At 40.1% G+C, this 11,854-nt stretch carries 23 protein-coding genes; all 23 read right to left on the bottom strand.

What is annotated here, in order from left to right; translation table 11 throughout:
* The 23 genes from NST31_RS10200 to NST31_RS10310 all read right to left on the bottom strand — a co-directional run bounded on the left by NST31_RS10200 (position 1) and on the right by NST31_RS10310 (position 11,844).
* Positions 1–930: a phage major capsid protein gene (locus NST31_RS10200; RefSeq protein WP_339165379.1), complete on the bottom strand. Its 930-nt coding sequence runs from the start codon at positions 928–930 to the stop codon at positions 1–3.
* Between the two features lie 14 nt (positions 931–944).
* Complete coding sequence (locus tag NST31_RS10205; RefSeq protein WP_339165381.1) at positions 945–1,559, bottom strand: DUF4355 domain-containing protein; 615 nt, start codon at positions 1,557–1,559, stop codon at positions 945–947.
* 8 nt (positions 1,560–1,567) lie between these two features.
* Positions 1,568–1,726: a hypothetical protein gene (locus tag NST31_RS10210; protein WP_339165383.1), complete on the bottom strand. Its 159-nt coding sequence runs from the start codon at positions 1,724–1,726 to the stop codon at positions 1,568–1,570.
* 81 nt (positions 1,727–1,807) lie between these two features.
* Positions 1,808–2,038, bottom strand: coding sequence for a hypothetical protein (locus NST31_RS10215; RefSeq protein ID WP_339165384.1), 231 nt, complete (start codon positions 2,036–2,038; stop codon positions 1,808–1,810).
* Entirely contained in the window at positions 2,039–2,956 is a 918-nt protein-coding gene (locus tag NST31_RS10220; RefSeq protein WP_339165385.1) for a phage minor capsid protein, read from the bottom strand.
* Positions 2,949–4,412, bottom strand: coding sequence for a phage portal protein (locus NST31_RS10225; protein ID WP_339165387.1), 1,464 nt, complete (start codon positions 4,410–4,412; stop codon positions 2,949–2,951). Before NST31_RS10225 ends, NST31_RS10220 begins: the two co-directional genes overlap by 8 nt.
* Positions 4,413–4,425: 13 nt before the next feature.
* Positions 4,426–5,640 carry a PBSX family phage terminase large subunit gene (locus NST31_RS10230; protein ID WP_339165520.1) on the bottom strand — a complete coding sequence of 405 codons (1,215 nt, stop codon included), beginning with the start codon at positions 5,638–5,640 and terminating at the stop codon, positions 4,426–4,428.
* Positions 5,641–5,665: 25 nt separating this feature from the next.
* Positions 5,666–6,424, bottom strand: coding sequence for a phage terminase small subunit (gene terS / locus NST31_RS10235; protein WP_339165388.1), 759 nt, complete (start codon positions 6,422–6,424; stop codon positions 5,666–5,668).
* Between the two features lie 51 nt (positions 6,425–6,475).
* On the bottom strand, positions 6,476–6,751 hold the full coding sequence (locus tag NST31_RS10240) for a hypothetical protein (RefSeq protein WP_339165390.1): 276 nt from the start codon (positions 6,749–6,751) through the stop codon (positions 6,476–6,478).
* A gap of 164 nt (positions 6,752–6,915) precedes the next feature.
* Positions 6,916–7,365 (bottom strand): DNA-binding response regulator, encoded by a 450-nt coding sequence (locus NST31_RS10245; protein ID WP_339165392.1) that lies wholly within the window; start codon positions 7,363–7,365, stop codon positions 6,916–6,918.
* Between the two features lie 208 nt (positions 7,366–7,573).
* On the bottom strand, positions 7,574–7,879 hold the full coding sequence (locus NST31_RS10250) for a hypothetical protein (RefSeq protein ID WP_160706702.1): 306 nt from the start codon (positions 7,877–7,879) through the stop codon (positions 7,574–7,576).
* 4 nt (positions 7,880–7,883) lie between these two features.
* Positions 7,884–8,057 carry a DUF3954 domain-containing protein gene (locus NST31_RS10255; protein ID WP_339165395.1) on the bottom strand — a complete coding sequence of 58 codons (174 nt, stop codon included), beginning with the start codon at positions 8,055–8,057 and terminating at the stop codon, positions 7,884–7,886.
* A 1-nt stretch (position 8,058) separates the two neighbouring features.
* Positions 8,059–8,385, bottom strand: a complete 327-nt coding sequence (locus NST31_RS10260) for a hypothetical protein (protein ID WP_339165396.1) — start codon at positions 8,383–8,385, stop codon at positions 8,059–8,061.
* The gene (locus NST31_RS10265) at positions 8,378–8,578 is read right to left on the bottom strand and encodes a hypothetical protein (protein WP_339165397.1); all 201 of its coding nucleotides are present in this window, start codon (positions 8,576–8,578) and stop codon (positions 8,378–8,380) included. Before NST31_RS10265 ends, NST31_RS10260 begins: the two co-directional genes overlap by 8 nt.
* Positions 8,562–8,933, bottom strand: coding sequence for a hypothetical protein (locus tag NST31_RS10270; RefSeq protein WP_077114101.1), 372 nt, complete (start codon positions 8,931–8,933; stop codon positions 8,562–8,564). Before NST31_RS10270 ends, NST31_RS10265 begins: the two co-directional genes overlap by 17 nt.
* A 21-nt stretch (positions 8,934–8,954) precedes the next feature.
* Positions 8,955–9,191, bottom strand: a complete 237-nt coding sequence (locus NST31_RS10275) for a hypothetical protein (protein WP_077114100.1) — start codon at positions 9,189–9,191, stop codon at positions 8,955–8,957.
* Positions 9,192–9,292: 101 nt separating this feature from the next.
* A complete protein-coding gene (locus NST31_RS10280; RefSeq protein ID WP_171974059.1) occupies positions 9,293–9,454 on the bottom strand; it encodes a hypothetical protein in 162 nt (53 codons plus the stop codon).
* Between the two features lie 530 nt (positions 9,455–9,984).
* The gene (locus NST31_RS10285; RefSeq protein ID WP_077114099.1) at positions 9,985–10,401 is read right to left on the bottom strand and encodes a RusA family crossover junction endodeoxyribonuclease; all 417 of its coding nucleotides are present in this window, start codon (positions 10,399–10,401) and stop codon (positions 9,985–9,987) included.
* Positions 10,402–10,545 carry a hypothetical protein gene (locus NST31_RS10290; RefSeq protein WP_339161754.1) on the bottom strand — a complete coding sequence of 48 codons (144 nt, stop codon included), beginning with the start codon at positions 10,543–10,545 and terminating at the stop codon, positions 10,402–10,404.
* On the bottom strand, positions 10,538–10,843 hold the full coding sequence (locus tag NST31_RS10295; protein ID WP_339165522.1) for a MazG-like family protein: 306 nt from the start codon (positions 10,841–10,843) through the stop codon (positions 10,538–10,540). Before NST31_RS10295 ends, NST31_RS10290 begins: the two co-directional genes overlap by 8 nt.
* Before the next feature lie 149 nt (positions 10,844–10,992).
* On the bottom strand, positions 10,993–11,304 hold the full coding sequence (locus NST31_RS10300; RefSeq protein ID WP_339165400.1) for a hypothetical protein: 312 nt from the start codon (positions 11,302–11,304) through the stop codon (positions 10,993–10,995).
* Positions 11,291–11,626, bottom strand: coding sequence for a hypothetical protein (locus NST31_RS10305; RefSeq protein WP_339165402.1), 336 nt, complete (start codon positions 11,624–11,626; stop codon positions 11,291–11,293). The genes NST31_RS10300 and NST31_RS10305 overlap by 14 nt, the downstream gene beginning before the upstream one ends.
* Positions 11,623–11,844, bottom strand: a complete 222-nt coding sequence (locus tag NST31_RS10310; RefSeq protein ID WP_339165403.1) for a hypothetical protein — start codon at positions 11,842–11,844, stop codon at positions 11,623–11,625. Before NST31_RS10310 ends, NST31_RS10305 begins: the two co-directional genes overlap by 4 nt.
* Positions 11,845–11,854: the final 10 nt, after the last annotated feature.

Here is an 11,854-nt window from a genome sequence, read left to right on the forward strand (position 1 = left end):
TTATGCCCCCTCTGGTGTTTCTGGTACTTCGGCAGGTTGTATTTTGGCAAAAGCATCATCTTTCAAGACCATGAAACCAACATCCATAGTTGCACGAATAGCAATTAATTCGCGTTCGAACAAGTTAATTGGGTTGCCTTTTTCATCCACGATAGAAGAAAGTTGCGCTTCCTCTGAAATAGCGTAGTTCAGATTGTAAGGGATGCCGTAACGGACATAATTAAAGTTCCCCGCAAATAACTCACCTTTTTTCATTTCGTTTGATTCAAAGTCTACAACCGGTGAACCATCTAACGTGTTGTTTGTACGGTCATATAATCGCTGCGGGTCTGTAATTGTGCCATCTTTTTGCTTGTAACCATCAACAATATTACGTAGCAATGACCTGTTTTGCTTTTTAGATACAAACGCATTTATGTCAAAGCCTGCATCATTGACAAAGTCTGTCAACTTAAAGAAAGTATCACCGCTAATATCCCCCTCAACTATATGTTCAGAAGATGCAACGGCTTGTTGTAATGATTGAGTAAATGGGTTGTCAACATTCAAAATAGTAGCTTCGTCAAATTTTTTATAAAAAGCTTCAGCGATCAACGGACGGACTTCAGCGAAAAATGAGCTTAGAGTGTATTTTAAAAATTCGCGTGACACCGGAACAATAACACCTAGCTTCTTGGCCACCATCTTAGCTGTTAGCCATTGAGGCTTGGAGGTACGGATGACTTCACCCTCACCGACCCAGTAAGCCCCAACTCCTTCCGCTAAATATTGAAATTCTTTTTCCTGCTTCGTCATTTCCTCATACTGCGCTAGTTGCATCATGACAGAGTTCGAAATAATGTCTTTTAAGACAAGCGTTCCCTGCTCCTTTGGGATTTGACCTGTTTTTGCATTTTGTAATAGTACGTTATCTGGATTAAAAGTAGGCATATTTTATATTCCTCCTATTTTATCAATCTGTGTTTTTGTGCTAATTCAGCTACTGATGGCGTGTTAGAATTATCCATCCTGCCACTACTAGACTTTGGTGTGTCCTGTCTCAATTTCTCTTTCACAGCTTCATTGACAGCTTTGTCAAACGCCGATTTAAAATTATTGATGTTTTCCAAAGTGTTTGCAGCATCCTCGGCAAGTAAGAAATCAGCAAATTCAGCAGGGAGTCCCTTATCAGCCAAATCAGACACCGCATCAGCTTTCAGCTCTTTTAGCTCAATTTCTTTTAAGCGCTTTTCAATTTCTTGCTCTCGCTTGGAGAGTTCTTCGTCTTTGCGTTCTTTTTCGGATAACTTAGACAAACGTTCCTTTTCTTTTAGAGCCTCTTGAATCTTTTGTTCTGTTAAGGAATCCCACTCTTTTTGTTTCTTCTCAAGAACCTTTGCGAGTTTACGATCTGATTCAGCTTCGATTTTCTTCTGCAATTCCTCTGGTGTAAGTTCAACTTTTTCAGGTTCCCCACCTTGAGCTCCATTTGGATCAGCAGGTGGATCATTTGGTGGATCCTCCGCAAAAAACTGTAAATCAAACGGTAAAAATGTATGTTTGTTCTCAATAGTCATCATTTTTCCTCCTATCCCACAAACACCTTATCCCCAATCAATAGAGACACGACAAATAAGCCCCAAAACGCTTTATAAGCCCTTTGACGCTTTTTTGAAGTTGTTTCTATTCGATTGTTTGTAAAGTCCTTGTACGATTGATTGATTAATTGCATCGCCAACCATATCAATCCGATGCACCCCTACCCACTATGCTTCAAAATGTAGGTTTCCGTTGAATTGTTTATAACCTCTATTGGCTAAAGACAAAATTATTCTCGCATTTCATCAATGATTTGCATCTTTCCAATCTCAAGTAATCCGATGTGTTCTGAACGCAAACCATGACTGAAAGTTGTATCAATGTCACCCGCTTTGGTTTTTATGACACATACCATTAATTCACACTCATTCTCTTCTACAAACTTCATTAAACTTTCGGCTAATTTATTAGGAGTTACTTTTCCTTCTTTTTTAGCACGGTATTCATTTAGAGAGATCATTTACAATCCCCTCTCTCTCAATTTCCTATCCCACTCTGCCCGATCCATAGCAGCCGCCTGAGAGCATCGGCAGTTTGGATGCATTGGATATGCATTTACACCTGGTTGTGCATCTGACAATTTAAAAATTTCCCCGTCTATTTTTTTACAGGTGGGGCATGCTTTTGGTTCGGCAATAAACTCGTAAGCATCAAAATCGGCTTGCTCCATGCTGTCCTGAAAGACATCCTGCTGAACTCGAGCCATTTCGGTGCGTAATAACCTTTCGGAATTACTGATGCTTGTGTCAAACGTCTTTCTTAAGTCCCGTGCCAGTTCCCTTGGATTCTTTCCTTGTATGACGCCCTTGTTTAACAGTCTGTCCAGTTGACTTCTTAATGCATCCTGATTATCCCAAAGCCTGTCGCTCCATGTAGCATTCAAAAAGGACGAATTGACAATGGACTTAATGTTCTTCTCGTTATAATTGAGGGATTCTCCAAGGATGGCAGATTGCCTTTTAAACTCTTCCCAAGCCATTTTGGTCAATTCCTCATACAGGATTCTTTCCTCATCACTAACCGCGGCAAGTAGCTCCAATTCGATATTAAGTTTTAGCAATTGGAGTCTGTTAATCTTCATCGTCACGTTATAAAGCCGCATTTCCTCGTTTGCCCGTTTGGAAAACTCTTTATCACGGACATATCGTTCTGCTTTCTCCTTGTACTCTTCGATGTCTACTTTGCTGACGCGTTTTCTAGCTTCTTCCATGGTTATGCCCTCGGCATCAGCATATCGTCCATAAAAGGCCTCTATTTGCGTCTGAATCTCATTCATGGCCTCCATGTATTTCTGCCGGATGCGCCGGGCGATGACAGCATCATTTTTGATTTGCTTACGAATATGGTCGAGTTCTCGCTTGCGCCAGTAACTACTCATCGTCTGTCACTTCTTCTTCCTGTTCATCATCATCATCCTGTTTCGGAAAATCATACGAAACAGCTTTTGTCTGCGGATTCTCATTCTTGATCTTTTCAAGTTCCTCCTGCGGGTTCTCAATGATGGACAGCATGCTCAGTTTCGTTTCATCAGATAGATCACCGCCAAGCTTCACGAATGCCTCGATTTCATCTTTCAACGACTTTGGCAAGTTTGGTGTGAAGATGATGCTTATCTCATTCACGTCAAAACTGCCTTCCGCCGCAATGCTCATGATGTTGTTAATCAGCCGGTAACGATCACGCAATGACTTTTTGAACAAACGTTCTTTGGTCGATCTCTTCAATTCCAGCCCAAACAGCTTATACTTTAATGCTTCGCCCGACTGATTTCCTGAAAATTTTTCATCGTCCGTATTAGGTGTGTGGGTAAACATATGAATGTCATTTTTAATACGGTCTTTGTATGCTTCTGTGCCTTGGACATCATATTTTTTGTAGATGTAGTCTGCGTCAGCTTGTGAGTGCCTTCCTTCGGCATCTGGTTCGGTTTGAAGCATTAAGATATTATTCTTTTTCATTTCCTTAGCCTCTTCGGCATCAATGTCCAAGTTACCCACTATTTTAAGCATTGCGTCATTGAAATCGGACATGTAATTACTAGTGTCTGATTGCGCTTCGTCGTATAAATCTATTAAGTTAAGAACTCTCTCAAAGTCCCCTCTTCGAAATTTGTTATTTTCATATTCGATAATAGGCACACCCTTGAAGGCATGTGCAACTTCATCCTGATGAGTTAGCTTAAAATCATCACCTAGAGCATAAGTGATTATTACATCGCTAGTGTACAGATAAACTGTAACATCATCCTTAAATTGGCTTTTTATATACCGAACGCCAGCAACCGGATTACGCTCTATTGTTTCATCATAAATAACAAAAGTTTCCAGAACATCAGAAATCGAAAATCTTATTTCATCTTGTCGGCTTCTATACAATAGCTCATATGCTCGTCCATAAATAGACTGATCGAGTACCAAGTCACTGTTATGTTCATCGGCATCATTCGTTCGGTTCATATCCCTTATTTTTTCGTTGATGTCATCATCTGGATATTGTGTTTTTAAAGGGATCCCGACCATATAACCCTGCATAAAGTTAGAAACATATTCACCAAAAGCATGTATTGCTCTATGGTCTGCTAGATGCTCTTCTCTTCTTCGATTATTCCTTAAAATAGTTTCGTTTTCGGCTTCGTAGTAGTTTCTTAGTGTTTTAAGCCGTGGTACTTGATGTTGCATATGGTGCTGGATGATTTCGCTTAATGATTCAGTATTTTTTATCAACTCGTCAGCGCTTGAATAGCGATAATGCATATTGGCTTCTGGTGAAAAGCGACGCTTGCCTTTGCTTGAATAAGCATAAGTTGCCGTTTCAAACTCATTAATCTTTGCCATGTTATCCCCCTTTCTACAAACCAAGCAATTGCAGGGCTTTGTATTTCTCTTTCTTAGGCGTTCTGTTGGATAATGTAATATCACTAAGAACTGCATATCTAATAGAGTCCAAAACATCATCAAACTCTTTTACTGGCTCATCTAACGTCTTGTGCCATACATATTTGTATATTTCTTCTCTGAATCTCGGCATTTCATCATAATTAACATAGAATTTATTTGATTTAATTAAGGTTGCTACAGATTCAATACCAAGCATTACCTTTTTGTTTGCATTAATTGCATTTAATTTATTCTTGGTGAATTTAACAACGTATTCCGGTCTTGCTGAGTCACAATAAAAAGGTATATTGCCATACTTCGCAACAATTTTTTTAGCAATTGGCACCCAATCTTTTTCAACATCCAAATGCTGATGTGCATGTTCTTCGATGACATAATAATTACCTGCGGCATCAACGCCAACAACAACAATAGACCCAAAGTGCTCGTAACCCCAGTCAACGCCACAAAAATACCTAACCATTTTAATTTTGGCTAGGTCTTCTTTCGTTACCGCATGCTTTTCTTTATTAAAATCGGCATATACAACTCCGTCACCGGATACCCATTTCCCGTAAATGTTCCTGTCTGTAAACATACCTGATGGAGTGGTTTCTATGATGTTTTTTCGATAGCGTTCTGACAAGAATGTATTATCATCCAATTGAAAAGAATAACTTATGATACCTGGCGCATCACTTTGTATATAGTCTTTCAATAACCAATGTTCCGGATTGTCTGGGTTGGTGTCCACCAATATTCTTGCTCCTTCACCAGAACAACGTGACTTAATCTCATCAAACACTTGTTCATTAGCAAGCGACGCTTCGTTGATGTATGCTCCAAACGCTGTCATTCCTCGTATTTTCTCTAAATGAGCAATAGTGGAATGTCCAGCTTGCACGCAATAAACACCGAATAAAGTAAAGTTATTATGTTTATCAAATGTAAATTGAATACCGTATTTATTGGTTATTTCAGTTAGAATATTGTTTTGGATTGTCCCCAATGTTGCGCCAGAAACAATATACATCGGTTTTTCAATGTCTTGTGATGATGCTATCTCTTTTACTCTGATTAACTCTTGCAAAAAGAGATCGTTGTTTAATATCGTCTTACCTGTACGTTTAGCGCCATGATTAATCAACATAAACCAATCATCGTTAACGCAACGCTTGTATATCATTTGCTGTTTTTTTGTATAAATAGCGTCAAGATTCACGGAATGCACTTCCTAACGCTTCAAAATATGTTTTAAGCTTATCTTCTGTTGATGTGTCTGTCTGTAAGTCTTTTTCAAGTTTCTTAATTTCAGCCTTAGTCTTTTCAACACCTAGTTGCATCTGCTCAAGTTTCAGCCTGCGTTCGTCATTATCGCTAGCCATTTCGTTAAACTGTTTGATTAGATTGCGGAGTTCGGACATAGCCCGGCTTTGAGCATTAAGAAAAGTGGCTTGTCTGTCCCAAGCAAACTGAATTTCCCATTCTTCTTTTTCATTGCTATATAGTTCGCCATCTGATTTTTCGGTTTTCCTTACTTCTTTAGCCATATCGTCTTTGTCTTTGACGAACATGATTTCTTGCGCTCGAATGATAGCCGCGTACTGAATCTGTATCTGATCCCAGATTAAATCAGCAGGATCATCCTTATCAAGCATCCCCATGATCTCCAGTGTCTCTTGTGGAATGTACCGACTGAACAAACCATGCTTCCTTGCCGCTTGGTTCCGTTCTGTAAATTGGTTTTTAGGGTTCTTGTTTCCTGGATGACCGTTTGGATATCTTGGGCTTTTCGAGGTTGCAACCTTTTTGTTGTTGGTTGCAACCTTTTTAGTTACATCCCTTGACCAACCTTCACGGCTTTTCCTGCTTTTTAAGGTGCCGAGTTTCACATCATGCTTTTCTGCCAATGCAGCTAATGTTATCTTGGTTGTTTCCCACTCTTTTCTGATTTCATCCCAGTTAGGCATCTACATCAACTCCACCCCCGTTATGGTTTTAGGCATAAGAAAAAGCACCCACTAAGAGTGCTTTTTATCTAACTTCTTTGCAAGTTCCTCGCCCTCTATTTCATCCGTCACTTTCACGTATGAAACAAACGCCTCTACTGGGTCGTCATCACAAATTTCAACCCAGCCATAATGTTTATTGGTTTGTGTTTCATATCCAATTGCTAAATATTTATCAGGTTTTCCATTTCTTTTTTCTAAACAGATAAAATCAACAAGATAGCAATAACCACTTTCAATTTGTATCATTTTTCTATCAACATTATTAAAAACTTTGTACTTTTTCATCCCATCGTCTCCTCCCATCGAACCTATTCGACAAAAGGAGATATTTTCCTGCAACAATTTACCTAAAAAAATTGCGCCATCCTTTTCCAAGGGACAGCGCCGACAGATACGTAAGGTTATAGAGGATCAGCCAGAACATATCCGCGCCGAACCTCCCTCCCATTTTAACAAGCGCATTTTTCTTTTTTCAACTTTGTAACATCTGGAACATTTGGAACATCTGGACTCAATTGATCCACGATGCTTTCTTTTATTCTTCTGATATGAGAATGAGACAGACCCATATGTGCGGCAATCCACCGATAACTTCTCCCTTCCAGGAGCCAGTACAGAACCTCGCATTCCCTCTCGTCATGGACTTTATGAAACAGCCCCTGAAACTCCAGTATCTTTGCTTCGAACTCTTGTATTTTCTTGACTCTCTTACTCCTTCTGACAACTTCTTTATAAACGGGATCACTCGTGGCGCCTTGTGCCTTTGGCATAGCTGCTTCTAATCCGTATTGGGCTGTTATGCCTTCCCCTGCGTATTTAAGGGATTCCCTCATGATTTTGATGCTGTTGATCATCCAGTGATAGTCTTTTAAGATTTGCTCGATTTCATTTCTTTGCATGATATCACCCCTTTTTTTGATCTACCGTGAACCCAAACCTTTTAATACAGCGAACAAAGGGACATACGCCCTCGGCTGTTATCCATATACACCCTTTGCAGTGGTTGTCTGATACTGTTACCTTCATGCTGTCTCCCCTCCTAAATGCAAAAAGACACCGAAACAAGCGTTATGCTCGTTCAGTGCCTCGGTTTTTCCGATAGCGTTATTAAGTTTTTAGTGGTTCGGTTATCTTTGTGAAATGTGTATGATAACCCGGCCAGTGTTCATCTAGTGGTGAACCTACATATGGCGCTTCTTCAATCGGGAATTTCCACCACAGGCAATCTCCATCATCTTCATGCCACTCTTCGATTGATTTAGGTTCAAGGGCATCTTCTAGCTCCCCAAGTCTTTTTACTGCCATCATGTAATTGAAAAAAGTATCATAATGGGCAAACTCACCAGTTATTGGCTTATGATCTTTCAATGAATATTTAAAACAACCAGGCGATTTCCTTGTAATTCGTTTCATCCCCTCACCTCTTCGTATAACTCACTTCATAATGAGTCGGCTTCCCGTTTTGCCAGGTAATGACTTGCTTTCCGAATCCATCCCCAGGCTTGTCTACCTTTTCCAGTTTTCCGTCTACCACTCTGTATACCGCATTTTCAAGAAGATTAATAACTGCCTTCGTTGCGTTGTCGTGCATGTTAGTCCTCCTGTCGTTTTAGTGCTTGCCGGGCAATTTGTTTTAACTCAAACATGTCTGCAAAAGTGCTTCCTATTATCGGACTGCCAATCTTCTCCAACGCTTTCCGCAACCGGTCGTTTTCAGCTTTTTCTGTTTGCATTTCCGTGAAATGCACATCCTGCAAAGTTTCTACATATTTTTCAAGCCGTCCTATTTCCTTCTGCTGTTCCTTCACGGTGGAGACAAGCCAATACAAATCGCTGACTTCTATCCCGTGCCCGCTTAAACCTCCGCCTAATGGATTGAGATTATCTTTTATCCTTTCCAACCGTTCTTGATTAGTCATTCGTCTTCCCCCCCTCCATTCTCCAACCGCCATCAGTATAGTTATATGCCCATTCGCTCCATTCTGCATCGAGAAAATCTTCTAAATCTGCATGATACTTTGGATCGTACCCTAGCTCGTCAAGAGTAAATTCATCTTCCTGTACACATCCTACCAGACCAATTCTTAAAGTAAATTTAACCTTTCCTTTCATTGGACTCTACCTCCACTCCAACAGATTTTAATGCGGCTAAACAGATTGCGAGTGGTGCTGTTTTTGCTTCAACTGAGGTATACGGCAAATAATATCCGTTATCATCTTCATACCAAGTATCAACAGTGCACCTTTCTTTTTCCGGGCAAATGTTCAAGTAAGTCTTTTTATTTTTTAACTTCTCAACCACCAACCAAGCGTCAGAAATATCACTTGATGGCGCCCATTCGTTTGCATCGCATGCGCTAAAGAATAAATGGTCCCCATTTTCCGTAGTCCACGATTCACCATCTTCGTAAAATTCCCACCCCATCACCTTTTCAGCGATAAGGCGGTCAATCTCTATTAAATCCAATTCGTGCCCCTCCTTTACTTCTTATTTCCAATGAAATTTACCTTTTTTTATCTCAATCCCTTTAAAACTTAGTTGTTGTTTGTCCGTAAAGTCAAAAGGTGTGCATTGCGCCCTATCGAAAAAATCATTTAATGCACAGTTATAATTACAGTAAAACTGACTATAAAATCGACTATATTCAACATCGGTTTTAGTGGTTATGGGTTTTCCACAATTTCCACAAGTAATTTCCCGCAGGCCTTGATTGATTTGTTGCATGGGATCACTCCTTTATCGGATAAATGTCCCTATAAATGTCTTTTGGGACATTTAAAATGTCCTTTAATGGGTTTTATGGCGTTAAATTATCGAAATGTGTATCACTTGTCATCTGAAAATATTGCGTTGTCTTCACAATAAATAATGATGTCATTGTCTGTTTTCTTAAACCAAACATTTGACCATCCTTCGCCATCGCTGAAAATAATCATCTTATCTTTGTCTTCTTCTGTTAATCGTTTCAAAAAATCGTTTACCGTCATTTGTTTTCCTCCTCTCAATCTGAAAGGATTGCTTACGCGTTCAACTATTCGGTATTTCCGAATCATTCATAGCGAGGTTTGGAAAAATCTGTTGTAACCCTCCCACCACACGAGCAATCCAATCTAAACACGTCCCAATTATGGCTTTTTTCTTTTTCAGGCTCTTTCCCACACCTATCACATTTCATTGGAAACATAAGCTTTTTCTTTTTCATCAAGTCCAGTCACCTACCTTATTGCTACAATCAGCAAAATGGTTGTTGCACATAATGTGTCAATTGCGCCTATATTGATCTGGATGTTGCAGCTGGTACCGCCTACCACTCACATAGATGACGGTAGGCACTCCCTTTTTAGTTTTGAGGATATGGACGATGGGCCGATACTTTTCACCTTTCTTCCTCATGCTATCCTCCACCCCTGCTTAATACGTGCTTTGACTTCGTGATTTTGCATGTAACCATACTGCCAAACGTGATCTCGTTCCTCTTTCCGATAGAGCAGGTACCAGCCTGCCCTGTATTTGCGTTTCATGGGATCACTTCCTCCACCCTTATTTCAACTCTTGGGTTGTAAGAATAATATTTTTCAACTTTGCTAGTCACGATTTGAGAATCATCGTGATAAATCACTCCGTTTAAAGCATCCTCAATCCCTTTTAAGTAATTGCTATTATCAGGCTTCGTAATCGGTCTATATAATCCGGCCTCCGCTTCGTTTCTGCGCTTCATGCTGAATCCTTTTAACATTGGTCTATAAATCTTCACTGTCATGCTTACGGCGCCTTCCAATGGCTTTTTCGGGGCATGCTGTCTCGCTACTAATTGGACAAAAGTCTTGTAGTTTTTGGATTTAGCCGGATCGTACATCCTTACTTTTCCGTTTCTAGTAGATGCCCGGGGACGGCCTTGTGCTACGGGTTCCCCAGGGATGGTAAACTCTATCACTCACACCATCCCCTGACCTTCCAGCACTCGCTCACAATACAGATCGTATAGCTTCTTGATATGTAGTGATCGAAGGTATTTTTCGTTGTAACCAGTTACTCTTAATAATTCATTGACATAGAATTCTTTGCTTTCGTCAGACATTCAAATCATCCTCCTTGATAAACACGCCATTAACCATTTTTCCTTTCCTGTCCTTGATTTCGTCGTATGCCATTTCAATACATTCTTCAATGCTCATTCCCAGTTGCATTGCCAAAATAGTAAGTACTACGTACATGTCTCCTATAGAGTCTTTAACTTGATCCGGGTTGCCCTTGGCTCGTCCTTGGCATAACTCTCCAAATTCTTCGCCAAGTTTTAATATTTGTTTGTTTGGGTCTGCTGTATGTAAATTCCGTTCAACTGCCCAAGCTTTTATTTTGATTGTTAATTCTTGCATCATTTTATTGGTACACATCCTTCACAATTTTCTTTCCACGATCCATGTAGATATGAGAAATGCTTTCTGTCGTAGCAAATCTCGTTTCGCATTTAAAGCATCGTCGATTTCTTTTGGTGAATGTTTCATAATGCCTTACATCAATCACCCTAGTTTTCATCCCGCACTCTGGGCATTTCACCGAGTATTCCTCCTTTTCTTGGTCCAATTCGTCCTTTTGTTCCCCGGTCAAGGGCAAGGATAAGGATTTCCTCCTGCGGCCTGCCAAAATATCGGGCTAGTTCGTCAAGCCGTTTGCCCTCTGCCCAAAGACATTCGAAATCGAAAATTTCTTCTTTGGTCCATATAAAATTCAAGTCCTCACAAGCGATGTACGTTTGCCCTGCCTTGTTTTTCAAGTATTGCCACTCTAATTTCCGGAGGGCATTTTCATTTGCCGACACCGCACTAAATCCTCTCATTTTGATCATCCTCCGCCTTTAAAATTCCATAACCCGCAACATCTTCCCAAGGATTTTCTCCAAATGCATCTTTTTGGGTAGCAATCCGCATTAGCTTGTCAAACACACGTACGATAGCAAGCATGTCATCATATTGATCCGGATTGACTCCATCTGGGTAAAGGATTTTTAAAAACTCGCTGGATTTATTAAAAGCATCACCGTATGCTTTGTTCTTTTGGTCTACAAGTCTTCCTATAGACCGACCGATGTTTTCGTATTTGCCACCAAGTGATCCCGTCAAGTCGGCTTCAAGTTCTTGAAGGAATTGGTCTTGGTTCATTCCGCCGCCTCCAATAAATCCGGGTTTTCAAATATAGTTCCTATCTTTTTGTTTCTATTTTCTTTGTCGTGATAGATTTCCCAAAACTGTCCCTTGCCGTCTGTCACTTCGATTGTTTTCTTACTATGCCGTATGAAAATACATTTACGCATTGGATTGTCTGGGCTTGCCCAACCATTTTCAATAATATCGCCGAACTTAAATCTTTCTAGCTTCATTCCACCCCTC

It is taken from the genome of Siminovitchia sp. FSL W7-1587 (assembly GCF_037963795.1).
Taxonomy (GTDB): Bacteria; Bacillota; Bacilli; order Bacillales; family Bacillaceae_C; genus Siminovitchia; species Siminovitchia thermophila.

Bases quoted from the DNA above. Each gene is read 5' to 3' on its own strand.
- NST31_RS10240 (WP_339165390.1), bottom strand. From the start codon at position 6,751: ATGAAAAAGTACAAAGTTTTTAATAATGTTGATAGAAAAATGATACAA.
- NST31_RS10245 (WP_339165392.1), bottom strand. From the start codon at position 7,365: ATGCAAAGAAATGAAATCGAGCAAATCTTAAAAGACTATCACTGGATG.
- NST31_RS10205 (WP_339165381.1), bottom strand. From the start codon at position 1,559: ATGATGACTATTGAGAACAAACATACATTTTTACCGTTTGATTTACAG.
- NST31_RS10300 (WP_339165400.1), bottom strand. From the start codon at position 11,304: ATGAGAGGATTTAGTGCGGTGTCGGCAAATGAAAATGCCCTCCGGAAA.
- NST31_RS10225 (WP_339165387.1), bottom strand. From the start codon at position 4,412: ATGGCAAAGATTAATGAGTTTGAAACGGCAACTTATGCTTATTCAAGC.
- NST31_RS10260 (WP_339165396.1), bottom strand. From the start codon at position 8,385: ATGACTAATCAAGAACGGTTGGAAAGGATAAAAGATAATCTCAATCCA.
- NST31_RS10290 (WP_339161754.1), bottom strand. From the start codon at position 10,545: ATGTCTGACGAAAGCAAAGAATTCTATGTCAATGAATTATTAAGAGTA.
- terS (WP_339165388.1), bottom strand. From the start codon at position 6,424: ATGCCTAACTGGGATGAAATCAGAAAAGAGTGGGAAACAACCAAGATA.
- NST31_RS10310 (WP_339165403.1), bottom strand. From the start codon at position 11,844: ATGAAGCTAGAAAGATTTAAGTTCGGCGATATTATTGAAAATGGTTGG.
- NST31_RS10275 (WP_077114100.1), bottom strand. From the start codon at position 9,191: ATGCAACAAATCAATCAAGGCCTGCGGGAAATTACTTGTGGAAATTGT.
- NST31_RS10280 (WP_171974059.1), bottom strand. From the start codon at position 9,454: ATGACGGTAAACGATTTTTTGAAACGATTAACAGAAGAAGACAAAGAT.
- NST31_RS10230 (WP_339165520.1), bottom strand. From the start codon at position 5,640: ATGATATACAAGCGTTGCGTTAACGATGATTGGTTTATGTTGATTAAT.
- NST31_RS10305 (WP_339165402.1), bottom strand. From the start codon at position 11,626: ATGAACCAAGACCAATTCCTTCAAGAACTTGAAGCCGACTTGACGGGA.
- NST31_RS10295 (WP_339165522.1), bottom strand. From the start codon at position 10,843: ATGCAAGAATTAACAATCAAAATAAAAGCTTGGGCAGTTGAACGGAAT.
- NST31_RS10220 (WP_339165385.1), bottom strand. From the start codon at position 2,956: ATGAGTAGTTACTGGCGCAAGCGAGAACTCGACCATATTCGTAAGCAA.
- NST31_RS10200 (WP_339165379.1), bottom strand. From the start codon at position 930: ATGCCTACTTTTAATCCAGATAACGTACTATTACAAAATGCAAAAACA.
- NST31_RS10265 (WP_339165397.1), bottom strand. From the start codon at position 8,578: ATGAAAGGAAAGGTTAAATTTACTTTAAGAATTGGTCTGGTAGGATGT.
- NST31_RS10250 (WP_160706702.1), bottom strand. From the start codon at position 7,879: ATGAAACGAATTACAAGGAAATCGCCTGGTTGTTTTAAATATTCATTG.
- NST31_RS10255 (WP_339165395.1), bottom strand. From the start codon at position 8,057: ATGCACGACAACGCAACGAAGGCAGTTATTAATCTTCTTGAAAATGCG.
- NST31_RS10215 (WP_339165384.1), bottom strand. From the start codon at position 2,038: ATGATCTCTCTAAATGAATACCGTGCTAAAAAAGAAGGAAAAGTAACT.